This is a genomic window from Sphingobium anseongense (assembly GCF_037725245.1).
Classification (GTDB): Bacteria; Pseudomonadota; Alphaproteobacteria; order Sphingomonadales; family Sphingomonadaceae; genus Sphingobium.
On record NZ_JBBJUL010000003.1, the window covers coordinates 69,413 to 93,589 of the forward strand.

Annotated in this window: 24 protein-coding genes; 17 read left to right on the plus strand and 7 right to left on the minus strand. The window is 63.4% G+C overall.

Translation table 11 applies throughout. The features are described 5' to 3' along the window. Nucleotides 1-198: 198 nt before the first annotated feature. Both prfB and WG908_RS04890 read left to right on the plus strand, forming a co-directional pair. Nucleotides 199-1,326 (plus strand): peptide chain release factor 2, encoded by a 1,128-nt coding sequence (gene prfB / locus WG908_RS04885; RefSeq protein WP_340185453.1) that lies wholly within the window; start codon nt 199-201, stop codon nt 1,324-1,326. Further along, a complete protein-coding gene (locus WG908_RS04890) occupies nt 1,326-2,042 on the plus strand; it encodes a class I SAM-dependent methyltransferase (RefSeq protein ID WP_340185454.1) in 717 nt (238 codons plus the stop codon). Before prfB ends, WG908_RS04890 begins: the two co-directional genes overlap by 1 nt. Nucleotides 2,043-2,065: 23 nt before the next feature. On the opposite strand, the gene WG908_RS04895 is transcribed toward WG908_RS04890, so the two are convergent. From WG908_RS04895 to WG908_RS04905, 3 genes are read right to left on the minus strand one after another with little or no spacing between them, the layout of a single operon-like run. After that, on the minus strand, nt 2,066-2,221 hold the full coding sequence (locus WG908_RS04895) for a hypothetical protein (protein ID WP_340185455.1): 156 nt from the start codon (nt 2,219-2,221) through the stop codon (nt 2,066-2,068). 22 nt (nt 2,222-2,243) lie between these two features. Then, complete coding sequence (locus WG908_RS04900) at nt 2,244-2,954, minus strand: hypothetical protein (RefSeq protein WP_340185456.1); 711 nt, start codon at nt 2,952-2,954, stop codon at nt 2,244-2,246. A gap of 7 nt (nt 2,955-2,961) precedes the next feature. Beyond that, entirely contained in the window at nt 2,962-4,173 is a 1,212-nt protein-coding gene (locus tag WG908_RS04905; RefSeq protein WP_340185457.1) for a toxic anion resistance protein, read from the minus strand. 204 nt (nt 4,174-4,377) lie between these two features. Between WG908_RS04905 and typA the strand changes: the two genes are divergently transcribed. Further along, nucleotides 4,378-6,198, plus strand: coding sequence for a translational GTPase TypA (gene typA / locus WG908_RS04910; protein ID WP_340185458.1), 1,821 nt, complete (start codon nt 4,378-4,380; stop codon nt 6,196-6,198). A 100-nt stretch (nt 6,199-6,298) separates the two neighbouring features. On the opposite strand, the gene WG908_RS04915 is transcribed toward typA, so the two are convergent. Further along, nucleotides 6,299-6,589, minus strand: a complete 291-nt coding sequence (locus WG908_RS04915) for a hypothetical protein (protein WP_340185459.1) — start codon at nt 6,587-6,589, stop codon at nt 6,299-6,301. 313 nt (nt 6,590-6,902) lie between these two features. Between WG908_RS04915 and WG908_RS04920 the strand changes: the two genes are divergently transcribed. From WG908_RS04920 to WG908_RS04945, 6 genes are all read left to right on the plus strand, one after another. Continuing rightward, on the plus strand, nt 6,903-7,394 hold the full coding sequence (locus WG908_RS04920; protein WP_340185460.1) for a helix-turn-helix domain-containing protein: 492 nt from the start codon (nt 6,903-6,905) through the stop codon (nt 7,392-7,394). Nucleotides 7,395-7,454: 60 nt separating this feature from the next. Beyond that, the gene (locus WG908_RS04925; RefSeq protein WP_340185461.1) at nt 7,455-7,802 is read left to right on the plus strand and encodes a hypothetical protein; all 348 of its coding nucleotides are present in this window, start codon (nt 7,455-7,457) and stop codon (nt 7,800-7,802) included. 74 nt (nt 7,803-7,876) lie between these two features. Next, nucleotides 7,877-8,296, plus strand: a complete 420-nt coding sequence (locus tag WG908_RS04930; RefSeq protein WP_340185462.1) for a hypothetical protein — start codon at nt 7,877-7,879, stop codon at nt 8,294-8,296. After that, a complete protein-coding gene (locus tag WG908_RS04935) occupies nt 8,274-8,774 on the plus strand; it encodes an ArsR family transcriptional regulator (RefSeq protein WP_340185463.1) in 501 nt (166 codons plus the stop codon). The genes WG908_RS04930 and WG908_RS04935 overlap by 23 nt, the downstream gene beginning before the upstream one ends. Before the next feature lie 87 nt (nt 8,775-8,861). Further along, on the plus strand, nt 8,862-10,121 hold the full coding sequence (locus WG908_RS04940; protein ID WP_340185464.1) for a NupC/NupG family nucleoside CNT transporter: 1,260 nt from the start codon (nt 8,862-8,864) through the stop codon (nt 10,119-10,121). A 68-nt stretch (nt 10,122-10,189) separates the two neighbouring features. Further along, entirely contained in the window at nt 10,190-11,251 is a 1,062-nt protein-coding gene (locus tag WG908_RS04945) for a DUF1176 domain-containing protein (RefSeq protein WP_445326663.1), read from the plus strand. On the opposite strand, the gene WG908_RS04950 is transcribed toward WG908_RS04945, so the two are convergent. Together WG908_RS04950 and aspS are read right to left on the minus strand one after the other, a co-directional pair. Continuing rightward, nucleotides 11,248-12,033, minus strand: coding sequence for a polyphosphate kinase 2 family protein (locus tag WG908_RS04950; protein WP_340185466.1), 786 nt, complete (start codon nt 12,031-12,033; stop codon nt 11,248-11,250). The two genes, WG908_RS04945 and WG908_RS04950, sit on opposite strands and share 4 nt — an antisense overlap. Before the next feature lie 102 nt (nt 12,034-12,135). Next, on the minus strand, nt 12,136-13,920 hold the full coding sequence (aspS, locus tag WG908_RS04955) for an aspartate--tRNA ligase (RefSeq protein ID WP_340185467.1): 1,785 nt from the start codon (nt 13,918-13,920) through the stop codon (nt 12,136-12,138). A 125-nt stretch (nt 13,921-14,045) separates the two neighbouring features. On the opposite strand from aspS, the gene rnd reads away from it, so the two are divergent. Both rnd and WG908_RS04965 read left to right on the plus strand, forming a co-directional pair. Continuing rightward, nucleotides 14,046-15,221 carry a ribonuclease D gene (gene rnd, locus WG908_RS04960; RefSeq protein ID WP_340185468.1) on the plus strand — a complete coding sequence of 392 codons (1,176 nt, stop codon included), beginning with the start codon at nt 14,046-14,048 and terminating at the stop codon, nt 15,219-15,221. A gap of 20 nt (nt 15,222-15,241) precedes the next feature. Beyond that, on the plus strand, nt 15,242-15,541 hold the full coding sequence (locus tag WG908_RS04965; protein ID WP_340185469.1) for an I78 family peptidase inhibitor: 300 nt from the start codon (nt 15,242-15,244) through the stop codon (nt 15,539-15,541). Nucleotides 15,542-15,565: 24 nt separating this feature from the next. Here the strand turns inward: WG908_RS04965 and WG908_RS04970 are convergent, their stop codons facing one another. Further along, a complete protein-coding gene (locus WG908_RS04970; protein WP_340185470.1) occupies nt 15,566-16,489 on the minus strand; it encodes an LLM class flavin-dependent oxidoreductase in 924 nt (307 codons plus the stop codon). 249 nt (nt 16,490-16,738) lie between these two features. On the opposite strand from WG908_RS04970, the gene WG908_RS04975 reads away from it, so the two are divergent. From WG908_RS04975 to WG908_RS05000, 6 genes are all read left to right on the plus strand, one after another. Next, nucleotides 16,739-17,440, plus strand: a complete 702-nt coding sequence (locus WG908_RS04975) for a TetR/AcrR family transcriptional regulator (protein WP_340185471.1) — start codon at nt 16,739-16,741, stop codon at nt 17,438-17,440. Nucleotides 17,441-17,589: 149 nt separating this feature from the next. Continuing rightward, nucleotides 17,590-18,336, plus strand: a complete 747-nt coding sequence (locus WG908_RS04980) for an SDR family oxidoreductase (RefSeq protein WP_340185472.1) — start codon at nt 17,590-17,592, stop codon at nt 18,334-18,336. A gap of 49 nt (nt 18,337-18,385) precedes the next feature. After that, on the plus strand, nt 18,386-20,356 hold the full coding sequence (locus tag WG908_RS04985) for an oxidoreductase (protein ID WP_340185473.1): 1,971 nt from the start codon (nt 18,386-18,388) through the stop codon (nt 20,354-20,356). Nucleotides 20,357-20,376: 20 nt separating this feature from the next. Continuing rightward, on the plus strand, nt 20,377-21,327 hold the full coding sequence (locus WG908_RS04990; protein WP_340185474.1) for an SDR family oxidoreductase: 951 nt from the start codon (nt 20,377-20,379) through the stop codon (nt 21,325-21,327). Nucleotides 21,328-21,366: 39 nt separating this feature from the next. Continuing rightward, nucleotides 21,367-21,753: an EthD domain-containing protein gene (locus WG908_RS04995; protein WP_340185475.1), complete on the plus strand. Its 387-nt coding sequence runs from the start codon at nt 21,367-21,369 to the stop codon at nt 21,751-21,753. A 159-nt stretch (nt 21,754-21,912) separates the two neighbouring features. Beyond that, complete coding sequence (locus tag WG908_RS05000; RefSeq protein ID WP_340185476.1) at nt 21,913-24,135, plus strand: TonB-dependent receptor; 2,223 nt, start codon at nt 21,913-21,915, stop codon at nt 24,133-24,135. The last annotated feature ends 42 nt before the right edge of the window (nt 24,136-24,177 follow it).

Genomic DNA, 24,177 nt, shown 5'->3' on the forward strand with positions numbered 1-24,177 from the left:
AGAGGCTGTCTCTCAGCTTCTGTCAGACGAGGACTCACGCTGATGTCAGTTGGCGCGGCGAGCTACCCCTCCGACGGCCCTTCGATCCGCCACCTCCCCCGTCAGGGGAGGATTGATCTTCCCAAATTGACAGGCCTCGGATAGGGGCAGGCGTTTAAGGCGTTCCTCAGTCGACGCATCTGCATCTGGAGACCTCCCATGCGCGCCGAAGCGCTGCAATATATTGATCGCATCGACGCCGCGCTCGCTCTGCTGCGCCAGTCGCTCGACTGGGACCGCGCGCTGCGTCGCCTCGACGAGTTGAACGCCCGCGTCGAGGACCCGACTTTGTGGGACAATGCGAAGCTGGCGCAGGAGGTGATGCGCGAGCGGACCCGGCTGGACAGCGCCATCGGCGCGACCCGCGCGATTGAGACCGAAAAGTCCGACACCGCCGAACTCATCGAAATGGCCGAGGCCGAAAATGACGAAGCGATGGTGACCGAAGCCATCGTATCATTGAAGGCGCTCGCCGACCGCGCCGACGAGGACAAGATCAAGGCCCTGCTGGCGGGCGAGGCCGATGCGAGCGACACCTATCTGGAAATCCACGCTGGCGCGGGCGGCACCGAGAGCCAGGATTGGGCCGAAATGCTGAGCCGCATGTACCGCCGTTGGGCGGAGCGACGCGGCTATAAGGTGGAACTGGTCGATTATCAGGCCGGCGACCAGGCGGGCATCAAGTCGGCGACTTTCCTGGTCAAGGGCGAGAATGCCTATGGCTATGCCAAGACCGAAAGCGGCGTGCACCGGCTGGTGCGCATCAGTCCCTATGACAGCAGCGCGCGACGGCATACCAGCTTTTCGTCGGTGTGGGTCTATCCGGTGATCGATGACGATATCGACATCGAGGTCAAGGAAAGCGACCTCAAGATCGACACCTATCGCGCGTCGGGCGCGGGCGGGCAGCACGTCAACACCACCGATTCCGCCGTACGCATCACGCACGTTCCGTCCGGGATCATCGTCGCGTCGCAGAACGACCGGTCGCAGCACAAGAATCGCGCGACGGCGATGAACATGCTCAAGGCCCGGCTGTACGAAGCGGAACTGCGCAAGCGGGAGGAAGTGGCGAACAGCGATTATCAGGCGAAGACCGAGATCGGCTGGGGCCACCAGATCCGCTCCTATGTGCTTCAGCCCTATCAGTTGGTGAAGGACCTGCGCACCGGCGTCACCTCGACCGCGCCCGACGACGTGCTCGACGGTGCGCTCGATCCGTTCATGGCCGCTGCCCTGTCGCAGAAGGTGACGGGCGAGAAGGTCGACGTGGAGGATGTCGATTGATGATCCGGGCGGGGATTGGCGTCACGCTGGTCCTGCTCGCGGCCTGCGACCTGGTGACAGACAGCAATGAGCCGAAGCGTTCGGCCGCCGCGACAGCCTTTCCCCGCGCCGACCGGCCGGTTGCGCCCATCGTTTCGACCCGCTGGTCGACCGAGGAAGCGCGCGATCGCGTCAACGAGGCGGAAGACATCATGACCCGCGCGGGCATAGGCCCCGGCATGACCGTCGCCGACATCGGCGCGGGCGAAGGCTATTACACGGTGCGACTGGCGAAGCGGGTCGGCCCCGAGGGCCGTGTGCTGGCCGAAGATATTCTGCCCGAGGTGATCGACGCGCTCGGCCGCCGCATCACGCGCGAGGACTGGACCAACGTGTCGGTGAAGCTCGGCACGGCCTATGATCCGCGATTGCCGGCCAACAGCTTCGACCGCATCCTGATGGTCCACATGTACCATGAGATTGCCGAACCCTATGCGTTCCTGTGGCATCTAAGCCCTGCATTGAAGCGCGATGGCGAGGTGATCGTCGTCGATGCGGACCGGCCGACCGACCAGCATGGCACGCCGCCGCGCCTGCTCGCCTGCGAATTTGCGGCTATGGGGTTCCGGCTGGAGGAGCTGGTGGCCAAGCCGACCGCCGGCGGCTATTTCGCGCGCTTCCGCCGCGCCGCCGCCCGACCCGATCCCGCGTCGATCGTGCCGTGCGAAATCCGCTGATGCCATAGCTGCCAAGGCCGCGTTCAGCGGTTGCGCCGCCACCGCCTGAACAGCCACAGGCCCGCAAATCCGCCGCCCAGCATGCCGGCGATGGCGCCCCCGGCGCCGAGCAGCGCCCACGCGCCCGCTGCCAGCAGCCCGGTCAGGAAATCGACGATGATCAGCGTCAGATGGATCATGCCGCGAAGGCACCAGCGCGCGCTATTGGCCCAGATCCTTGGCTTCCTGATATTTAAGTTCCAGGAACCGGTTCTGAACCGCGAGCTGATCTATATGTCCCGCCGCCAGTTCGCCGCTCACCCGGTCGATCTCGCCCTCGATCACCGCCAGCCCCTCGATCAGCTGTTTTTCGGGCACGCGCCCATTGCGCTCCTCGCGTCGCAGCGGTTCGGGGATCGACTGATAGCCGGTCACAAGTTCCGGCAGGTGATCCGACAGCAGCCGTCGTATCTCCAGCGCGGCGGGCGCGTTGGGATCAAGCTGGGCCAGCTGAGGCGCCAGCCCCTCCAGCTTCATGCCGATGCTGTCGGCCAGCGTAAGCGCAGGCGCGGGCAGAGCCTTGCGCTGATTGTCGAGCCAGATTTCGGCCTGGAGGGGGAGGGCGGCGAGGTCGGCCTGCGCCAGGCTGTGCGTCGCCACCTGGCGCTCGCCCGGCACCATCGCGATCAAGAGCAGCGCGGCGATCATCAGCCCGAGCGCGACCATGACGCCGGTGGTGCCAAGCGGCATGACGAAGCCGGCGACCGCGCTGGCGATCAGGATGGCGAGGATCGCGCCGAACGCCAGCTTCACCTTGCGGATGACCGCTGCGTTGCGCCGCTGGCGCGCGCGCGACGACAGCGAACTGCGCCTGTCCCGCGATCGATCAAGCACCTGTGCGGAGCGTGCGATCTGGCGATCGACATCGGTCACGATGAGATCACTCCTCGATCGCGCTCAACAGGGGATTGTCGGCGCGCCCCTCCTTGGCCGCCTGCGCCTGTCCCTGCGCGCGAGCGATATAGCCCTTGGACTTTTCGACCTCGCTCGACAGCGTGCCCACCGTCGTCTTCATATTTTCCAGCGCCTTCAGTTTGAAGGCGTCGATATTGTCCATCGTGTCGTAGATATTCTGGAACGCTCGCTGGAGCGTTTCGATGGGAATGGTGCTCGACGCGGCCTGTTCGTGGATCAGTGCGGTCTGGCTCTTGAGCAACTCGCCGGTCGTGTCGATCATGTTGGCGGTGGTGGTGTTGAGCGCGCTGATCTGTTGCAGCACGAGCCGCTGCCCGGCCAGCGCCTGCGCCACCGTCACCGCGGTGCGCAGCGCCGCGACGGTGGTAGTGCTGGCGCGATCGACGCCCTTGACCAGTTCGACATTATTCTTCTTCACCAGATCGAGCGCCAGATAGCCCTGCACCGTCACCGCCATCTGGGTCAGCAGGTCCTGCGTGCGCTGGCGAATGTAGAACAGCGCGCTTTCGCGGATCGCCTTGGCCTTGGCCGGGTCGGTCGCGTCCAGTTCCAGCGCCTTGGCTTCCAGCCGCGCGTCCATGGTCTTGCTGATGTGGATCATCTGTTCGAGACGACCCATGGTGGCCCACATATTCTGCCGCTCGACATCGATCGCGGCATTATCCTTGATCAGCGTATCCTTGCCGCTGGCCAGCGAGCCCAGGATCGCATTGATGTGGCTCTGCGCGCTTTTATAGCTGTCGAAATAATCGCGCATCCTGTTGCCGAACGGGATGAGGCCGAACAGCTTCCTGGGCGCCATCAGGTTGCCGCGCTTGCCGGGGTCGAGATCCTCGACCGTGCGGCGCAGTTCGGCAAGATCGGCTCCGACCTTGGTATCGCTGTCCATCGCGCGGACAGGGCGGTCGAGGAAACGGTTGCTGTGGCCGGCGGCCTCGGCGATTTCCTTGCGCCCCATATTGGTCAGCTGGTCGACCCGCGCGCCGAATTCAGGGCTGTTGGCGTCCTGCGCCACCAGGTCGGCAATGAAGGTGTCGACCTTTTCGTCCAGCTTCGACCGCTTTTCCTCGTCGATCGGCACCAGACCGGCCGCCTTTTCCGGCGCGACCGCCGGCACCGGATCGGGCGCGGTCAGGGTCAGGGGATCGGCTGTGATGGTGGGCGCGCTCGTGGCCATGTCGTCTCCCGTGTCGCCGTTGGCGTGTCGGTGTCATATGACTATAAAACACCTAGGCTGCAAGATATCGCATATAAGGCTGCCCCCCGGTGCAATGCAATCGCGCCGCCCTTGCCGCACCGCGGCATTTCCTGTAGGGGCGCGCCCGAAGCCTCTGCGCGGCCTTGTGTCGGCTTGGGTGAACCCATATCCCGAAGGCAAGACATGTCCCTGCGTAATATCGCCATCATCGCGCACGTCGATCACGGCAAAACCACCCTCGTCGACCAGCTTTTCCGCCAGTCCGGCACGTTCCGCGACAACCAGCGCGTCGAGGAACGCGCGATGGACAGCAACGACCTCGAAAAAGAGCGCGGCATCACCATTTTGGCCAAGCCGACCTCGGTCGAGTGGGAAGGCACCCGCATCAACATCGTCGACACGCCTGGCCACGCCGATTTCGGCGGTGAAGTCGAACGCATCCTGTCGATGGTCGACGGCGTCGTCCTGCTGGTCGATTCGTCCGAAGGCGCGATGCCGCAGACCAAGTTCGTGACCGGCAAGGCGCTGGCGCTGGGCCTGCGTCCGATCGTCGTGGTCAACAAGGTCGATCGTCCCGACGAGCGTATCCAGGAAGTGCTGGACGAAGTGTTCGACCTGTTCGTGTCGCTCGACGCGACCGACGAGCAGCTCGACTTTCCCGTCCTCTATGCGTCGGGCCGCAACGGCTATGCCAATGAAGATCCCACGCTGCGGTCGGGCACGTTGAAGCCGCTGTTCCAGAAGATCGTCGATCATGTGCCCGCGCCCGCGGTGGAAGTCGAAGGCGTGCCCTTCACCTTCCTGGTGACGCTGCTCGACCGCGACAATTTCCTGGGCCGCATCCTCACCGGCCGCGTGACCAGCGGTTCGGTGAAGGTCAACCAGGCGATCCACGCGCTCGACATGGATGGCAAGGTCATCGAAACCGGGCGCGCGTCCAAGATCATGGCCTTCCACGGCCTCGATCGCGTGCCCGTAGACGAAGCCAAGGCCGGCGACATCATCTCGCTGGCTGGTCTGGCGGTCGCGACCGTCGCCAACACCATTTGCGACACGTCGGTCACCGTGCCGATCCAGGCGCAGCCGATCGACCCGCCGACGCTGTCGATGCGCTTTGCGGTGAATGATTCGCCGATGGCCGGCCGCGAAGGCACCAAGGTCACCAGCCGCATGATCCGCGACCGCCTGGCCCGCGAAGCCGAATCGAACGTCGCGGTCAAGGTGACCGAAAGCGCCGACAAGGACAGTTTCGAAGTCGCGGGCCGCGGTGAATTGCAGCTGGGCGTGCTCATTGAAACCATGCGTCGCGAAGGCTTCGAACTGTCGATCAGCCGGCCGCGCGTGCTGTTCGGCACCGATGAGAACGGCAACAAGACCGAGCCGTATGAAACGGTCATGATCGACGTCGATGACGAATTTTCGGGCACGGTTGTCGAGAAGATGAACATGCGCAAGGCGGAAATGACCGACATGCGTCCGTCGGGCGGCGGCAAGACCCGCATCACCTTTTCCGCACCCTCGCGCGGTCTGATCGGCTATCATGGCGAATTCCTGTCCGACACGCGCGGCACCGGCATCATGAACCGCCTGTTCGAGAAATATGGCCCGCACAAGGGCACCATCGAAGGGCGCAAGAACGGCGTCCTCATCTCCAACGGTTCGGGAGAAGCCAATGCCTATGCGCTTGGCCCGCTGGAAGAACGCGGCATCCTGATGGTCGGCGTGGGCGAAGCGCTGTATGAAGGCATGATCATCGGCCAGAACGCCAAGCCCGATGACCTCGAAGTCAATCCGATGAAGAGCAAGGCGCTGACCAACTTCCGCGCGTCGGGCAAGGACGATGCCGTTCGCCTGACCCCGCCGTGGAAGCTGACGCTGGAGCAGGCCATCGCCTATATCGACGACGATGAACTGGTCGAGGTAACCCCCAAGACGATCCGGCTGCGCAAGCGCTGGCTCGATCCCAACGAGCGCAAGCGCATGAGCCGGTCCAAGGCGGCCTGACATGAAAACCTGACATGAAAAAGGGCGGGTGTCACGAGACACCGGCCCTTTTTCATAGCCGTCGCAATGCAGTCAGCAACGGGTCAGGCAGGGGCGGGGATCAATCCTCGCCATTGTCCTTCACGCCCACCGTGGGCACCTCGACGGTTTCCTGCTTGGTGCCGACGACGACTTCCTTGGAATCGACATCGACCTTGGGCAGTGCGCCGCCCTCGACGCTGACTTCGGGCATGTCGCCACCGGCCACGTCGGCTTTCCAGAATCCGGTCGCGAACAGCAGGCCGACAATTGCCAGAATGACAATGGCCACTATGGCCAATGTTCGTCCGCCGCTGCTCTTGCGGACCACGATCCGATCGGGGTCATAAGGATCTCTATGAACATCGGCCATTGTGCTCTCCTAATTAGCTGGTGGTGGCAGAACGGACCGCGCCGGTGATGGTTCCAGCCAGATGAGGGGGGATATTCTATGCGAATCGCCGCGCCTTCATCGCTCCCGCCATCGACCGGGTGGCTTTGTCGCGAGTCGTTTTGAGGCCCCAGGACGGTGGCCTGATCGGCGCGGGGGTTGATCGGCGATTGCGCAGTCCCGCTCCATCGTGTCAATTCAGGACGTCGCATTAACCGAATCGGCGCTGACGAGGCGGACGGTTCATCGGCCGGCTCTGTATTTTGCAGCGTCGTCCGAACGAGGAGGATTTTGGGTGCAGGAGAGCTTGCCGGCTCTTAGCGAAGGTGAGAAGCAATGCCTGCGGCTGGTCGCGCAGGGCTTCAATTCCAAGGAAATCGCGCGGAAGCTCCTGATTTCGGAGCATACCGTCGACCAGCGCGTGCGCACTGTGCTGCGTAAGCTTCACGTTCCTTCCCGCCAGGAAGCCGCTCGGCTGTTCATTATGGCCGAAAGGGAATCGCCTCATCCTGGTACATATCAGCCATTGATATATCAGCCAGACAGGCTTGCCCCGACCCACGATCCCGCGCCATCCAGCATTCAGCCGGAAAAGCCGGGATCGCAATCAAGGTGGCTAAAGCTGCTGCGCTCGATCCTCGCTTTCGGCCCGCCGCTAGGGGGATCGACCAATGAACTGAGTGTTGACGGCCGCATATTGGCGATGATCCGTGCAGCGGTTCTGACCGCGGTTGGCGTCGTTACTCTGCTGCTGCTTATTGCCGGCGTATTCAAGACGCTGGCCTGATCCTCTCACCATCGTTCAGCAGATAGCGTGCCGCTTGCAGCGGCGCGAAGGAGATGACTTGTGCTTAACCTTGACCCTGTAAAGACCCAGGCCGTTGCCGCGCATACCACGCAGGCTTTTGCCAGCTTCGATTCCGCGCTGGGCGACGCTGCACGCCTCACCACCGCCTTTCTGAACGCTGCGCAGGATTCGGGCCTGACCGCCAGCGAGAGCCAGCGTATCATCCAGCGCATTCACGAAAGCGCCGCCAAGCTGATCGAAGGGCGCAGCGACATGGTTCGCGCCACGGCGTTGCTGACCCGCTGCATCGAGCATAGCAATATCGATGTCACGGCGGTCGGCTGTCCGATCGGCATGACGCTGAAGGACGAACAGGAAGCGCCGCGCCATCTGACGCTGGTCGCCTGAAACAGCCGTCGGCACGTCCAGAAGGCTGTCGGCATCGTCTTGACGCTTGAACCCGGATTTGTTCGAGGGAACAGATGATTACGGTTACCTTCTGGCTGCTGACCCTGTTCACGTGCGGCTTTGCCACACTGTGCGGGGGACGGGACGGCCGCATGTTCGCGATCTTCCTGATCGTCAGCGTCCTCCTCACCATCCCGGCCTGGCTCGCTGGCTCCTGGCAGGGGACCCAGATCTGGTTGCTGATGGTGGACGGGCTGTTCTTCGTCAGCCTCGTATGGCTGATGCTGCGCAGCCCCAGCTATTGGCCGATCTGGGCAGCAGCCAGCCAGATGATGACGGTGCTAACCCATGTGGTGACCTTGATCATCGAGACCTTTTCCGACCGCATCTACGAAGGTCTCAGCACGGTCTGGGTCATTCCACTGCTGCTTTTCACCCTCATAGGCATCGAACAGGACCGGAAACATTCCCATGACCGCCCATATCCCGCCTGATCGCGAATTACCCAGTCAGGACGCGGTCGACCTGGTGATCGCCCTCCAGCGATGCTTGAGCAGCTTTCACGGGCAGCGCGCGGAGACGGCGATCCTGGATGCGGGCGACGATGATCGCCTGGTCATGCTCAACCGCTATATCAAGGCGCGGCGGACCCGCTACACGCTGTTCGGGCAGGGCCTGTTTTCCGATCCCGCCTGGGATATATTGCTGCTGCTCTATCGCGCCGAGCGGGACGAGCAGCCGATGTCGCTCGACCAGCTGACGGAGGTTTCGCATATCTCGATGACCATCATATTGCGTCATGTCGGGGTGATGGAGCGGCGGGGCCTGCTGCTCGGCGCGTCCGGGTCCCAAGGTGGCGGCGGTCGCCGCCGCGTGCGCCTGTCCCCGCTCGCGATGGACGCCATGACCGCATGGCTGCATCTGGCTTTCGAGGCAGAGCCACAGAAGGGCGGACAGCCGAACGGGTTTTAGCCCGTCCGGGGCCGGTGCGAACGCGCTGGCCTGCGGATACCGCGTCGCTATAGTCGGCGATCCTGCCCATAGTCGCGAAGGCGCCGCATGCATCTGCTCATCGGCCTGGCCGGCATTCTGCTGATCCTTGGTTTTGCCTTTGCCCTGTCGTCCAACCGCCGGGCGATCCGCCCGCGCGTGGTCGGAGCGGCTTTCCTGATGCAGGCGGGAATCGCGCTGCTGGTGCTGTATGTCCCCGCCGGCCGCGCGGCGATCCGGGCGATGTCCCGCGGCGTCACCAATCTGCTGGGCTATGCGCAGGCGGGAACCGATTTCCTGTTCGGCCCGCTGGCAAGGCCCGAAATCGGCGGCGCCAGCTTCGCCATCGCCGCACTGCCGGTCATCATCTTTTTCGCCAGCCTTGTTTCCATCCTCTATCATCTGGGCGTCATGCAACTGGCGGTGCGCTGGATCGGCGGCGCGATCGGCAAGGTGACCGGCGTGTCGCGGGTGGAATCGCTGTGCGTCGCGGCCAACATCTTCGTTGGCCAGAGCGAAAGCCCGCTGGTCATCCGCCCCTATCTCGCCGGCCTTGCCCCGCCGCAATTGTTCACCGTGATGACCAGCGGCATGGCGGGCGTGGCGGGCACCATCCTTGCCGCCTATGCCGCGATGGGCATCCAGATCGATTATCTGCTGGCGGCAAGTTTCATGGCGGCGCCGGGCGGCATCATGATGGCCAAGATCATGATGCCGGACGATCCCCACGCCGTGCAGGCGGAACCGCCGCTGAGCGAGGATGCCGACAGCGGCCGGGATCGAATCCCTTACCGGGATGAGGAACGGCCCGCCAACATCATCATGGCGGCGGCGCAGGGCGCGCAGACCGGCTTGCGGCTGGCGGTTGCGGTGGGAGCGATGGTTCTCGCCTTCGTTGCGCTGGTGGCGCTCGCCAACGGACTGCTGGGCTGGATCGGCGGTTGGTTCGGCTATCCCGCGCTCAGTTTCCAGCAGCTGCTCGGCCATGTCTTTGCTCCCGTCATGTATCTGCTCAACATTCCATGGGACGAAGCGCGGCTCGCCGGCGGCCTGTTCGGGACCAAGATCGTGCTCAACGAATTCGTCGCCTATATCAATCTGGGTGAGGTCCAGGGGGCATTGTCACCCGCGACCGTGGCGATCGTCACCTTCGCGCTGTGCGGGTTCGCCAATTTCAGCTCGATCGCCATCCAGATGGCGGTGACTGGCAGTCTGGCACCCAACCAGCGGCCGGTGATCGCGCGGTTGGGGATCAAGGCGCTGGTCGCGGGCAGCCTCGCCAACCTGATGAGCGCGGCGCTGGCCGGTTTGATGCTCGGCCTGCGCTGACCGCAACTTGGGACGCGGACGTAACAAGCCCTCTACCGCCGGGCAAAAAAATCCATTATGGTTAATCCATGGGGGCATTTCGAACAGTCGCTTTTGCGATCGGGGCCATGCTGGGCTGTAGCGGGGTGGCATCGACCCCACCGGCAGCCGTGCCCAAGCCCGGCCAGCTGGAAACCTATCGCGACTGGACGATCGGCTGCGACAATCGCGCCCGGTGCGAGGCGGTCGCGCTGATGCCCGAAGGGAGCGACTGGTCCGACGAACCGGTGGTGATGGGCGTCGCACGCGATGCCGGAGCGGACGCCGATACGCAGATCTGGGCGGATCATGGCCGGGTCGGACCCCGTGCGACGCTCGAATTCTGGGTCGACGGGCGCAAGATCGCCAGCGCGTCGGCGACCGGCGACAGCACGAAACTGCTGGGTCCCCAGGCTTCGGCACTGGCGATAGCGATGGCGCGGGGCCGGACCATGGAAATTCGCGCAGGCGACCGGGTGATCGCGCGTCCCTCGCTCAGCGGCGCGGCTGCCGCGCTGCGCTACATGGACGCGCGGCAGGGGCGGGCGGGGACGATCACCGCACTGATCGCCACCGGGCCGCTTGGCCGCACCGCCGTCCGTCCTGCGCCTGCCGTTCCGCTCGTGCGGCGCATGGCCATTGCCGCCGCGCCCGCGCCCGCGCCGCTGTGGCGCGAGGAACTGGCCAATCTGGGCATCGTCACCGGCTGCGCCGAGGAAATGAAGGACGGCCCCGCGCCGGAGCAGCATCGCCTGTCGAAGACCGAAACGCTGGTGATCGTCCACTGCGGATCGGGCGCCTATAATTTCACGTCCGTCCCGATGATCGCCACCGGCGTTCCGGGCCGCCGCGTCTTTCGCCACGCATCGTTCGATTTCCAGCCGGGGTGGAGCGAAGACCCGAAAAAGCCGATGCTGGTCAATGCCGGCTGGCAGCCCGACCAGTCGCGCCTGACGAGCTTTGCCAAGGGCAGGGGACTGGGCGATTGTGGCGGCGCCGAGGATTATGTCTGGGACGGCGTCACCTTCCGCCTGGTCGAGGCGCAGGCGATGGGCGAATGCCGGGGCTCGTCGCACTGGATCATAACCTGGTCAGCGCGGGTGGAGGGTTAGGACCGGGGCTTGTAGCCGAACGCCTGCCGGGCCAGCCTGACCACTGCCGGGTCCGCCTTGGGCATGTCCATCGGCACCAGCTGTTCGAGCCGGTCGGCGACATGGGTCAGCGCCGCGATCCGCCCCGCCTTGCGATTATTGTTGTCGATGACGTGCCAGGGCGCCTTGCCGGTGTCGGTATGTTTGAACATCGCCTTCATCGCCTTGAGATATTCGTCGCGGCGCGCGCGGTTGCGATAATCCTCCGCCCCGGTTTTCCAACGCTTCCAGGGCGTGTCCAGCCGCTGGGTCAGCTGCTCATCCTGGGTATCCTGGGTGATATGGACGAACAGCTTGATCAGGTTGGTCCCGGCGTCGACCTGCTGCCGTTCAAAGGCGTTGATTTCGCCATAGGCGCGCTTCCAGTCGGCCTTGCTGCAAAAGCCCTCGACCCGCTCCACCAGCACCCGGCCATACCAGCTGCGGTCGAAGATCGCGATGTTGCGTGCGGCAGGCAGGCGCGTCCAGAAGCGCCACATATAATGATGGTCCCGTTCGGCGTCGCTCGGTGCGGCGATCGGGTGGACCTGATAGTAGCGCGGGTCCCACTGCGCCGTCATCCGCTTGATGATCCCGCCCTTACCGGCGGCATCCCATCCTTCCAGCAGGATCACCGACCGCCGGTGATGGATGATGTGAGCGACCTGGATCTTCGCCAGCCGGAGCTGAAGGTCCGCCATCGCGGCGTCATAATCGCCTTCGAATTTCGTGCCGGATTCATAGTCGCCAAGGTCGATGGTCATATCGCATCCGTTCGGTTCGAGCGTGTCGACGATCATTGTCGATGCGCACTTTCGCTTGCGTTCGCAGGCTAAGCAAGCCGAACGGTTGGGGAGAGGATCACCTCATGCCTTCGCCTGCGGTTCCACCACCCGCACGTGCAATTCGCGCAACTGTTTGAATTCGGCGGCGCTCGGTGCGCCCATCAGCAGGTCTTCGGCGCGTTGGTTCATCGGGAACAGCGTCACCTCGCGCAGATTCTGCGCACCCACGAGCAGCATGACGATGCGATCGACGCCCGCCGCCATGCCGCCATGGGGCGGCGCGCCATATTGGAAGGCGCGGTAGAGGCCGCCGAATCGGTCTTCCACGTCCTGCTGCGAAAGGCCGACCAGCTCAAACGCCTTGACCATGAGGTCGGGCGACTGGTTGCGGATCGACCCCGATGCGATCTCATAGCCGTTGCAGACCATGTCATACTGATAGGCTTTGATCGTCAACGGATCCTGGCTATTCAACGCCTCCAGCCCGCCCTGCGGCATCGAAAAGGGGTTGTGGGCGAAGTCGATCGACTTGCTGTCTTCGTCATATTCGTAGAAGGGAAAGTCCACGATCCAGCACAGGTCGAATCGGTCCTTGTCGATCAGGTCCAGCGTTTCGCCGACGCGGATGCGAGCGAGACCCGCCAGCTTCGCCGCCTGCGATTCCTTGCCCGCCGCGAAGAACACGCCGTCATTGGGGCCAAGGCCGAGTTCGGCGATCAGCCTGGCGGTCGCTTCCTCGCCATGGTTCTTGGCGATGGGGCCGCCGGGCACGCCATCCTTGATGTTGATATAGCCAAGGCCCGAATAGCCCTCGCCCCGCGCCCAATTGTTCATGTCATCGAAGAATTTGCGGCTGCCCGCGCCCGCGCCCGGCGCCGGGATCGCGCGAATGACGCTGCCGCTTTCGACCAGCGACGCGAAGATGCCAAAGCCTGACCCATGAAAATGCTCGGTCACGTCCTGGATGATGATGGGGTTGCGCAGGTCGGGCTTGTCGCTGCCATATTTAAGCAGCGCTTCGGCATGCGGAATGCGCGGGAAGCTGCCCGCGGGCGTCACCGGCTTGCCGTCGGCGAAGGCCTCGAACACCTGGGCGATCACCGGCTCCATCGTGTTCCAGACATCTTCCTGCGTGACGAAGCTCATTTCGAGGTCGAGCTGGTAGAATTCGCCCGGCAGCCGGTCGGCGCGCGGATCCTCATCGCGGAAACAGGGGGCGATCTGGAAATAGCGGTCGAAGCCCGCGACCATCAGCAACTGCTTATATTGCTGCGGCGCCTGCGGCAGGGCGTAGAATTTGCCGGGATGGATGCGACTGGGCACCAGAAAGTCGCGCGCGCCTTCCGGGCTGCTGGCGGTCAGGATCGGCGTCGAATATTCGGTGAAGCCCGCCCCTTCCATGCGGCGGCGCATGTCCGAAATGATCTTCGTGCGGGAAACGATATTGGCATGCAGCGTGTCGCGCCGCAGGTCGAGGAAGCGGTAGCGCAGGCGAATGTCTTCGGGATAGTCCTGCTCGCCCGCCACCGGCAGCGGCAATTCGGCGGCGGCGGAGAGGATCGTCACGCTGTCGGCGACCACTTCGATCGCGCCGGTCACCATCTTGGAATTGATCGCCTCGGCCGCGCGAGCGACGACCGTACCCTCGATTGTCACCACCGATTCCAGCCGCAGCCCTTCGAGCGCGCGCAGCGGGTCGCTATCGGCCTTCGCGACGATCTGGGTAAGGCCATAATGGTCGCGCAGATCGGCGAACAGCACGCCGCCATGGTCGCGCTTGCGATGCACCCAGCCCGACAGGCGGACGGTCGCGCCGACATCGGCCTCACCAAGGGCGGCGCAAGTGTGAGTGCGATAGGCATGCATGGCGTTCTGTTCTTTCGGGCCGTTTTACGGAAATGACAAAGCCCTGACGGCAGGCTATGGGCATAAAGGTCATTACGACCAGCCCGCCAGGGAGCGGGCCAGCCCATAATAAGATCGAAGACCATATGCAAATTCATCCGCTGATTACCGACAGCAAGACGCTTGCAGATTTTTGCGCCCGCATCGCCCAATCCCCCTACATCGCCGTCGATACCGAATTCATGCGCGAAAACAGCTATTGGCCGGACCTGTGCCTGGTGCAGGTTGCCGACGCCAATGAAGCCGCCGCGATCGACCCCAAGGCGCCCGGCCTGGATTTGAAGCCGCTGCTGGACCTGATGACCGACAATGAGGATGTGCTGAAGGTTTTCCATGCCGGCGGGCAAGACCTGGAAATCATCTACAACCTGACCGGCCGCACCCCGCACCCGATGTTCGATACCCAGATCGCGGCGATGGCGTTGGGGCTTGGCGAGCAGATCGGTTATGGCAACCTGGTCGAAGCGTGGCTTGGCGTCCAGCTGGACAAGGGCGCGCGCTTTACCGATTGGGGCCGGCGTCCGCTCGACAAGCGCCAGATCGACTATGCGATCGGCGACGTCACCTATCTGATCCAGATATTCCCGATGATGCTGGACGAGCTGAAAAAGACCGGTCGCGGTGGCTGGCTCGATCAGGAGATGGAGCGGATCAGCGACGCGGGAAATTACGTCAACGAGCCGGCCGAGGCATGGAAGCGCGTTCGTATCGCCAGCCGCAAGGCCGACGTGCTGGGCAGGCTGAAGGCGCTGGCCGCCTGGCGCGAGATGGAGGCCCAGGACAAGAACCTGCCGCGCGGCCGCATCGTGAAGGACGAGACGCTGGCCGACATTGCCAGCCACCCGCCCCGCACGCAGGATGATCTGGGCAAGGTGCGCGGCTTGTCGGCGACCTGGAAAAGCAACGATATCGGCGCGCGCCTGATGGCGGCGCTCGGCAATCATGAGCCGCTCGCGCGCGAGGAACTGCCCGATCGCGATCCCAAGCGCCCGGGCCTGGGCAAGGATGGCGCGCTGGTCGCGGACCTGCTCAAGCTGCTGCTCAAGATCCGCTCGCGCGATATCAACGTCGCTTCGCGCCTGCTCGCCCGTTCCGACGACATAGAGGCGCTGGCCGCCGGGGTGCGTGACGGTCTGTCGATCCTGGAAGGCTGGCGCTACGAGCAATTCGGTCGTGACGCGGTCGACCTGGTCGAAGGGCGCATGGCATTCGCCGTCAAGAATGGTCGTCTGCGCATGACGCGCACGATGGCGACGGAATGACGGCAGGGGAGGCGAGGGCGATGCGAAACACCCCATGGTTTGCGATATTGTCCCCGCTCCTCATCATCGGCTGCGCGCCGGTGGACGGCGCTTCGGCGCGGCGCGGGGTTGTCGATGGCTCTTGCAGCGACGATGGCCTCGATCGCTTCGTCGGACAAAAGGTGACGGCGCAACTGGGCGCGACGCTTCTCGACATTTCCGGCGCGAAAACCTTGCGCTGGGGCGGGCCGGGCATGGCGATGACGATGGACTTTCGTGCCGACCGGCTGACCGTGGGCTATGACGAGGGGATGCGCCTGACCTCTGCCCGCTGCGGTTGAGCGCGGTTCGCGCGGGCCGAGGCTCTATGCCGTTTCAACCAGAGACGAAATGCGGCTGGCGATCAGGCGCGTCTGCTCCATCAGTTCGTCGGCGCTGCCGGCGATAGGCAGGAGGACGAATTTGGACATCCCGGCCGCGACATAGAGGCGTATGCGATCGACAATGTCGTCTTCCGATCCGGTAACCAGGCCTTCGAATGCGGAATCGCGTTCCTGTGCGGTTGATTGTGCGGCAAAGCGGCTGCGGGCGGCGATGACCGCGGGATCGTCCGGGCGTCCGATCCGCACCGGCAGGGTGACGCCGTAGTGATCGGAATCGATGGTCCGTCCGGTGGCGACCAGCGCCGCTTCGATGGCGCGCCTGGCGGCGCCGGCGGCTTCGGGTCCCATCAGGCCGCCGAGCCAGCCGTCCCCCAGTCGGGCGGTGCGCCGAATGGCGGCCGGCGAATGGCCGCCGGTCCATAGCGGCATCGGCCGCGCCGGGCGTGGATGCATCCCTGGCCCGTGATAGCGGAAATGGACGCCGTCGAAATGCACGTCCTGCTCTTCCAGCAGTTGGCGGACCAGCATGATCGCTTCATCGGCTCTTTGCCCTCGCGCCGCCGGCGGAGCGCCAGTCGCCGCCCAATAGGGGTCTCCTGCCGCGCCGACGCCGAATATCGGCAACAGTCGCCCGCCGCTCATATAGCCGATCGACGCGAACTGTTTTGCCATGACGATCGGGTCGCGGAAGGGAACCACGACGGCGTTGGTGCCAAAGCGCATCCGCGTCGTCCGCGCGGCCAGGGCGGCCAGCATGGTCACCGGTTCCAGCGAAGCGCCAAGCAACTGGTCCGAATGCCAGATGCTGTCGACCCCGGCATCTTCGCAATAGGCGATCCAGTCCCAATATTCGCGAGGAGAGAGCAGCGGTCCCAGACCATTGCCGAGGCCAATCCTGATACTCATGTACGCTGCCAGGGCTAGAGTGATGCGGCAAAGCATGGCCGCGACCGATGACCTACAGGATCGATGCGGGGCGCACAATGTCGCCGGGGGTGATTCGTTGGACGATGTCGCGACCCGATCGGCGTGCGGGCGCTGAATCCATCGACCGGTCCGTTCGATCAAAAGGCGCCGGTCAACTATTCATATGTGCCGACATCTATATGGATATATTGGGTTGTATCCTCGGCCAGCTTCCAGCACGGTCGCGAAATGACCAGCGATCTTCCCAATCGAAATATAACGACCCAGCCTGGCATAACCGGGGTGCGGCGGTATCCGAGCACGCGGCCCCCGCCGTCGCGGGGCGTGTCGACGGTCAGCGCGATCATCGAAGCGGCGGAGCGGCTCTGGGGCGCACGCGGCGTCGAGGGCGCGTCGCTGCGAGAGATCAGCATAGCCGCGGGATCGGCCAACAAATCGTCCATCGGCTATCATTTCGGCGACAAGCATGGCCTGATCGAGGCGGTGTTCAGGGTGCGCATACCCGTGCTGGAAGCGCGCCGGCAGCCAATGTTCGCGGCGGCCGAAGCGCAAGGTGCGCTGGGCGATCCGCTGACCCTGCTGCGGATCGCGTTTCAGCCGGTCTTCGATGAAATCGACGGTCAGGGCCGTCACAGCTTTGCGGCCTTCTTGCGCGCGGTGAACCGGTATCCGCAATGGGATAGCGGGGCAGGAATCGAGAAGCTGGCCCCGGTCGCCCATCGCGCCCTTGCCATGCTGCGACAGCAGGTCAGCGACCTGCCGCAGCAACTGTTCGATGCCCGGCTGAGGCTGGTCTACGAAATCTGCTATGGGGCGATCACCGACCAGGATGACAATCCGCCCGCCGCCGGACCCGATATCGCTCTGGCGAGGAAAATGTTCGACGATGCGCTCAGAACCTGCGTGCATCTGCTATTCATAGAGCCATAGATGCACGCTTGCGCCATGCCGCGAGCGCCATGGGATTGCTCATTGACTCAGGCCCGAATCGGGCCTAGGCGAAATTTAGGGCATATGCCTTAATCGAGTTGAACAGAGCCGTCGCCAGCGGCCGGAAGCATATGTCGTCGGGAGAGGTTATGGACGGGTTGAAAGGCAAGAGCGCGCTGGTAACGGGCGGAAGCCGCGGCATCGGCAAGGCCATCCTGTTCGCATTGGCGGCCAAGGGCGCCGATGTGGCGTTCAGCTATCGATCGTCCGTAGCCGAGGCCGAGGCGATCGTCGCGGAGCTGGAACAACGCGGCGTGCGCGCCAGGGCGTTTCGTTCGGATCAGGCCGATCCGGCCGCGGCGGCCAGGCTCGTCGATGCCGTCATGGACGCGTTCGGTCGGCTCGACATATTGGTCAACAATGCCGGCGTCGCCAATCTGGGGCGTCTGGGCGAGGTCCATGATTATGCGCCGCTCGACCAGGTGTGGGCGGTCAACACGATGGGGGTGGTCGCCACCATCAGGGCAGCGGCGCATGTCATGGCGGACAATGGCCGCATCATCACCATAGGATCGGTCAGCGGAAGCAAATCCAGCGCGCCAGGGGCAGCGGACTATTGCGGTTCCAAGGCGGCGGTGGCGGGATATACGCGCGGCGCGGCGCATGATCTCGCCCCGCGCGGGATTACCGTCAACATCATCGAATCGGGCATGATGCAATCGGAAATGGCGCTGTCCATGGACCCGGCCGATCAGGCCCGGATCAAATCTGGCATCCCGCTCGCGCGTTATGGCGAACTAAGCGAGATCAGCGGCCTGGTCACTTTCCTCGTCAGCGAGGAGGCGGCCTATATCAGCGGCGCGACATTGACGATCGATGGGGGCTTTTCGGCCTAGACGCGCTTGGGGCGGCGTCCGGGCGAGCAACGATAACGGAGAATGACGGGTGGTCTATACCCATGTCGACAAGCCTATCCGGCTTGGCAATGTCGAAATCAAGAACCGCACGTTCCGGCCGGCGCATGGCACGGGCATCGGCTGGGGCGCGATGACCGAACCGCTGATCGCCTATCATGAGGAGCGCGCGCGCGGCGGCATTGGCCTCATCATCAACGAAATCGGCTCCGTGCATGAATCGACCGCGTTCAACCTCGATATCTTCAAGCCCGAGATAGAGGATGGGATGCGCGCCTTTGCGGAGCGTCTCCAGCGGCACGGCACCAAGGTTTTCCAGCAGCTCTGGCACGCAGGCGCGGCTTTCGGACCGCGCGACGGTTCGCCGCCGTGGAGCGCATCGGACATCGCCAATGTCGCGAACGGCATCGTGCCCACGCCGATGACCAAAGGCATGATCGACGAAATCATCGGCGCTTATGCACAATGCGCGCAGCGCATGGAGCAATATGGGCTGGACGGCGTCGATATACATGGCGCGCATGGCTATCTCCCTGCTCAATTCTTCTCTCCCAACAGCAACAAGCGGGAAGATGAATATGGCGGCAGCTTCGAGAATCGCGCGCGCTTCATCATGGAACTGATGCGCGCGGTTCGCGGCGCCGTATCGAAGGATTTCGTGGTCGGCATCCGGGTAGGCACGGACCTGATAGAGAACGGCCTCAGCATCGACGATTATCTCAAGCTGACGCATATGCTCGAAGCCGAAGGGTTGATCGACTATGTCAACCTGTCGGTGGGCAGCTACAACCGCAACGACAAGATGATCGGCGGCATGAACGAGCCGGTGGGTTATGAATTGCCCACGAGCATTCCGATCACCCATAATGTGAACGTGCCTACTCTCGTCACGGGCCGGTTCCGCACCCTGGAGGAATGCGATCAGGTCATCCGGGCGGGTGACGCGGACATGGTCGGCCTGGTCCGCGCGACGATCGCCGATCCGCAGCTGGTGGCCAAGAGCCTCGCCGGTCAGGCGGACCGCGTGCGCCCCTGCATCGCCTGTAACCAATCCTGCGTGACCCGGCAGATGTTCGGGCTGCCGATCGAATGCGCGGTCAATGCCGGGGCGGGTCATGAGCTGGAGCGGGGCGACCATCTGCTGGTGGCCGCGCCCGAGGCGCGCAAGCTGTTGGTGGTGGGCGGTGGACCCGCGGGCCTGGAAGCGGCCCGGGTGGCGGCGTTGCGCGGTCACAAGGTCACGCTGGTCGAAGCCAATTCCCATCTCGGCGGCTCCATGGTCGCGGCGGCCAAGGCGCCGACCCGGCACCAGTTGATCGACATCGTCACCTGGCTGGAGGAAGAAGTCTATCGCCTGGGCGTCGACGTGCAACTGAGCACCTATGTCGATGCCGACGATGTGCTTGCCATGGGCGCGGACGCCATCATCGTCGCAACCGGGTCGATGGAACGGATGGACGGTATGCAGGTGTCGCATCCGGGCGAGCCGATCAGCGGCGTCGACCGCAAGGGCGTGATTTCGTCGACCGAACTTTTCCTGATGACCCCGGCCGATCTTGGCCAAAGCGCGGTGATCATTGACGATGTCGGTCATTATGAAGGGCTGGGTTCGGCGGAGTTCCTGATCAACCAGGGGCTGAGCGTCACCTACGTCACGCCCAAGCGGGAGATTGCGCCGCATATCTGGCCGACCTTGATGCTCGATCCGTTTTTGCAGCGGATGCAGGGCAAGCCGTTCCGATACATGGACCGGACGCGCGGCATAGCGATCGAGGATGGCCAGGTCGTCGTGGGTCCCGCCCATCTGCAGGGCACGTTGCAGGATTCTACCATTTTGCCGGCCGATAGTGTGGTGCTGGTGTCGGGCAATCGCCAGATCCGCGACGTCTTCGATGGGCTGCGCGATCGGATGCCGGAAATCCGCATCGTAGGCGACGCAAGTTCGCCGCGGTTCGTCCAAACCGCAATCCGCGAGGGGCATGTCGCGGGCGCGGCCGTCTGATTACAAAGGAGAGATGCATAATGTCAGGTCAGAAAACCATAGCCGTTCTGTGCGCCAGCAGCCGCATGGGCCAGGCTCAGGTGCGCGAAGTGCTCGCCAAGGGTCATACGCCGCGTGCCATTTCGCGAAGCGGCGACATCTTCGAACGTGACGAGTTTCGCGGCACGACCGTCGTGAGCGCGGACTTTTCCGATGTCGACGCGCTCGCCGAAGCCTTCACCGGTGTCGACGCGATATTCAGCGCCATTCCGTCGCTGGCGGGCGACAAATCGGCGCAATATGCACAGAATCTGGTCGATGCCGCAAAGAAGGCGGGCGTCCGCCGGATCGTCCATAATTCGATGATGTGGGCGCCCGACGAGCCGTGCGGCGAATATTATTATGACGGCATTCTGGCACTGGAAAACATCGTCGCGGGATCGGGCCTCGATGTCACCATCATCCGTCCGGTGCTGTTCATGGACAATATGCTGACCCGCTTCGCCAAGCCCAATATGGTCAATCACGGTCTTTACAAATATTGCCAGCGTCCGGGCATGCTGGCCAACTGGATCGCCATGGACGATGTCGCGAAATTCGTGATGGCCGTCCTCACCCGCGACGACCTGATCGGTCGGCGCATCGCCGTCGGCGGGCCTGAAACGCTGGCGGTCGAGGAAGTCGTCGAGATCATGTCGGAAGCGATCGGCCGTCCGATCACCTATGAATATGAAGATCCCTATAAATGGGGTGCGCGGGTTCATGAGGAAGTCGGGCTGGAAGCGTTGATGCCGCGCGACGTCTATGCCGACGCGATGGGCAGCTTCTATACGTTCAACAACACGTCGCCGCTGCGCCCGTTCGAAGTGGACGCCAAGGCGCTGCTGGCGGAAATTCCCGTTCCGCTGATCACCTTGCGCGAATGGGTCGCGAAGCAGGATTGGTCGCCCGACCGGCAGGAGGGCGTGGCGATCGGTTCGCTGTCCGGCTGATCCGTCGACCTTTGCGCGCATGAAGATGAGGAAATTATCATGAAAAAAATGATCCTGTTCATCAAGAAAAAGGAAGGCATGTCCTTCGAGGATTTTCGTAATCATTATGAAAATGTCCACGTACCGCTGTGCGGCGAAAGGATCGGGCATCTGATCCAGGATTTCAGGCGCTATTATCCGCAGGATCTCAACAATCTTTATCATGGCCGGCCAGATGCCGATGCCGGCCATGACAGTGGGATGCGCTACGATGCCGTAGCCATTTACACGATCAAGGACGAGAAGGCGCTGGAGGAGCTGATCAAGATCGGTCAGGATCCCGAATTTCAGCGGATCATCACCGAGGATGAAGAGCGTTTCTGTGATCGCGCTGCGACAATCGAAGGCGTTGCAGACGAATTCTTCGGGCCAGGCATCAACGGGTAGGATTTAGACACCGCATATTTTATGGACAGATCGCAATTGTTCGCGACTGTCCAGATGCCGATTGGGAAGGTTGCCCTGTGAACGAGGCGCGGCGATCGGCGGAGAGGATCATGTCGGCGTCGTGAACGACGCCGTGATCGAACAATGTAAAGGGATGTCATGAACACGAAATTCAAGGTCGCACTGTCGTGCGGCGTTTCCGGCCTGCTGTATATGGCCGCACCTGCTTTCGCGCAGGATGAGCAGGCGGCCGAAGCCGCGCCGGTCATGGGCGACATCATCGTCACCGCGCAGCGCCGTTCCGAGCGTCTTCAGGACGTTCCGCTCGCGATCACGGCCGTATCGCCCGAAGCGGCGACCCAGCTTGGCCTGCGCAACATGCGCGATATCCAGCTGGCGATGCCGGGCACCGACTTCACGCAGGCCAGCGGCTTTCTGTCGCTGTTCATTCGCGGCGTGGGCATTCAATATTCGACCCCTGGCCTTGAATCGCCGGTCGCGATCTACATGGACGGCGCCTATATTCCGCGCGCGGGCGGCCTGAACTCGCTGCTCGACCTAGTCGATCCCGGCACGATAGAAGTGCTGCGCGGCCCGCAAGGTACGCTCTATGGCCGCAACGCCACCGGCGGTGTGGTCCGCATCAACAGCGCCGCGCCCACCGACAAGTTCGAAGGCAAGATCCTGGCCGAATATGGCCGTTTCGACCATCGTCAGATCGACGGCATGCTGAATGTTCCGATTTCCGACACGCTGAGCGTTCGTTTCGCGGGCCGTTTCCGCAAGGACGACGGTTATGTCACCAATATCGACGGCAAGAAGCTGGCCGCGCAGAATAATTACACCGCGCGCGGTCGCTTCAAATGGGACCCGACCGACAATTTCAGCCTGACCGGCGGCGTCGAATGGCAGCGCAGCAATGCGCGCACCTATAACGACGTGATCGGCGAGGGCGTGCCGACCTGCTATGTCTGCCAGACCAGCGGCGAGACCCCTCCGGGCTTCTACAGGGCGATTCAGACCGACACAGGCCCCTATTATAACCGGGCGTTCCGTGCCGACCTGCGCGCCAGCATGGAGCTGGGCGATTTCGACCTGAGCAGCACGACCACCTATTTCACCAATCTGTCCCGGCAGTTCGCGGACAATGATTTCGTGGCCGCTGACGTCTTCCGATTCAACGTCCCCCGCAACGGTGGCAAGTCCTACTCGCAGGAAATCCAGCTGACATCGAATCTGGATGGCCCCTTCAACTATCTGTTCGGCGTCAACTATTTTTACGACAAGAGCTTCCTCAACATCGAACTGGCCGGGACCGCGTATGACTTCGCGCTGCTGGGCGCGGGCTCTTATCCCCGCAACAACGCCAATGTGAAGACGGAGTCGGTATCGGCGTTCGTCGAGGGCACCTACGAACTGACCGACCAGATCAAGGTGACTGCGGGCGGCCGCTACACCTATGACAAGCGCAACCTGTCGGTGAACAACTCCACCGGCTTCCAGCTGTTCGGCGCGCCCGCCAGCTTCACCGACGCTGCGTCCTTCCGCGCCTTCACGCCGCGCTTCGTGATCGCGTGGGACAATGGCCCGGTCAACATCTTCTACAGCTATACCCGCGGCTTCAAGGCTGGCGGTTTTTCGACCCCCGCGCCGTTCCCTGGCAATGCGATCGATCCTGAAAAGGTGTTCAACCACGAGGTCGGGATCAAGAACTCGGCACTGGGCGGCAAGCTGCGCAGCAGCCTTGCGGTGTTCTATTACAAGAACAAGGGGCTTCAGCAGCAGATCATCGACGCGACCGGCGCGGGCACACGTACCGAAAATGTCGGTGCCGCCGAAGGCTATGGCGCCGAACTGGAATTGAACGGCGATCCGATGCCCGGCCTGGTCCTGGGTGCGTCGCTGGCCTATCTGCACGCGGAATATGAAAGCTATCCCAACGCGTCGCAGATCTGTTTCGACCCGACCGGGTCGTCCAACCCCACCGCGCCGGGGGCCACGCTTTACCCCTGCGCGATTGACCTGTCCGGCTCGCGGGTGGCGCACGCGCCCCGCATCACCGCGTCGCTCAACGGCAGCTATACGTTCGATATCGGCAGCTGGAGCGCGAACCTTGCGGGTGTCGCGCAATATCGCTCGCGCTTCCTGTTCTGGCCGGGTGCCGGCGGGCCGCTGGGCTATGACCAGCAAAAGGGCTATGTCGTGGCCAACTTCTCAGGCTATGTCAGCCCTCCGGGCGAACAGTTGCGGCTGGGCTTCTACCTAGATAACGCGTTCGACAAGCAATATACCACCAACCGCACGACCGGCGCGCCCTATGGCGTGAACTTCAACGCTGCCCGGCCGCGCACATACGGCGTTCGCGCCGAATACCGCTTCTGATGATGGCGGGGCGGCCGACAGCCAGTACAGGGTGTCGCCGCC

What these genes read in the sequence shown, in the direction of transcription:
- WG908_RS04990 (WP_340185474.1), top strand. Translation starts at nt 20,377, where the DNA reads ATGTCAGGTCAGAAAACCATAGCCGTTCTGTGCGCCAGCAGCCGCATG.
- WG908_RS04965 (WP_340185469.1), top strand. Translation starts at nt 15,242, where the DNA reads ATGCGAAACACCCCATGGTTTGCGATATTGTCCCCGCTCCTCATCATC.
- WG908_RS04980 (WP_340185472.1), top strand. Translation starts at nt 17,590, where the DNA reads ATGGACGGGTTGAAAGGCAAGAGCGCGCTGGTAACGGGCGGAAGCCGC.
- WG908_RS04905 (WP_340185457.1), bottom strand. Translation starts at nt 4,173, where the DNA reads ATGGCCACGAGCGCGCCCACCATCACAGCCGATCCCCTGACCCTGACC.
- WG908_RS04940 (WP_340185464.1), top strand. Translation starts at nt 8,862, where the DNA reads ATGCATCTGCTCATCGGCCTGGCCGGCATTCTGCTGATCCTTGGTTTT.
- WG908_RS04970 (WP_340185470.1), bottom strand. Translation starts at nt 16,489, where the DNA reads ATGAGTATCAGGATTGGCCTCGGCAATGGTCTGGGACCGCTGCTCTCT.
- WG908_RS04945 (WP_445326663.1), top strand. Translation starts at nt 10,190, where the DNA reads ATGGGGGCATTTCGAACAGTCGCTTTTGCGATCGGGGCCATGCTGGGC.
- WG908_RS05000 (WP_340185476.1), top strand. Translation starts at nt 21,913, where the DNA reads ATGAACACGAAATTCAAGGTCGCACTGTCGTGCGGCGTTTCCGGCCTG.
- WG908_RS04950 (WP_340185466.1), bottom strand. Translation starts at nt 12,033, where the DNA reads ATGACCATCGACCTTGGCGACTATGAATCCGGCACGAAATTCGAAGGC.
- WG908_RS04895 (WP_340185455.1), bottom strand. Translation starts at nt 2,221, where the DNA reads ATGATCCATCTGACGCTGATCATCGTCGATTTCCTGACCGGGCTGCTG.
- typA (WP_340185458.1), top strand. Translation starts at nt 4,378, where the DNA reads ATGTCCCTGCGTAATATCGCCATCATCGCGCACGTCGATCACGGCAAA.
- aspS (WP_340185467.1), bottom strand. Translation starts at nt 13,920, where the DNA reads ATGCATGCCTATCGCACTCACACTTGCGCCGCCCTTGGTGAGGCCGAT.
- WG908_RS04915 (WP_340185459.1), bottom strand. Translation starts at nt 6,589, where the DNA reads ATGGCCGATGTTCATAGAGATCCTTATGACCCCGATCGGATCGTGGTC.
- WG908_RS04995 (WP_340185475.1), top strand. Translation starts at nt 21,367, where the DNA reads ATGAAAAAAATGATCCTGTTCATCAAGAAAAAGGAAGGCATGTCCTTC.
- WG908_RS04930 (WP_340185462.1), top strand. Translation starts at nt 7,877, where the DNA reads ATGATTACGGTTACCTTCTGGCTGCTGACCCTGTTCACGTGCGGCTTT.
- rnd (WP_340185468.1), top strand. Translation starts at nt 14,046, where the DNA reads ATGCAAATTCATCCGCTGATTACCGACAGCAAGACGCTTGCAGATTTT.
- WG908_RS04935 (WP_340185463.1), top strand. Translation starts at nt 8,274, where the DNA reads ATGACCGCCCATATCCCGCCTGATCGCGAATTACCCAGTCAGGACGCG.
- WG908_RS04975 (WP_340185471.1), top strand. Translation starts at nt 16,739, where the DNA reads ATGACCAGCGATCTTCCCAATCGAAATATAACGACCCAGCCTGGCATA.
- WG908_RS04890 (WP_340185454.1), top strand. Translation starts at nt 1,326, where the DNA reads ATGATCCGGGCGGGGATTGGCGTCACGCTGGTCCTGCTCGCGGCCTGC.
- prfB (WP_340185453.1), top strand. Translation starts at nt 199, where the DNA reads ATGCGCGCCGAAGCGCTGCAATATATTGATCGCATCGACGCCGCGCTC.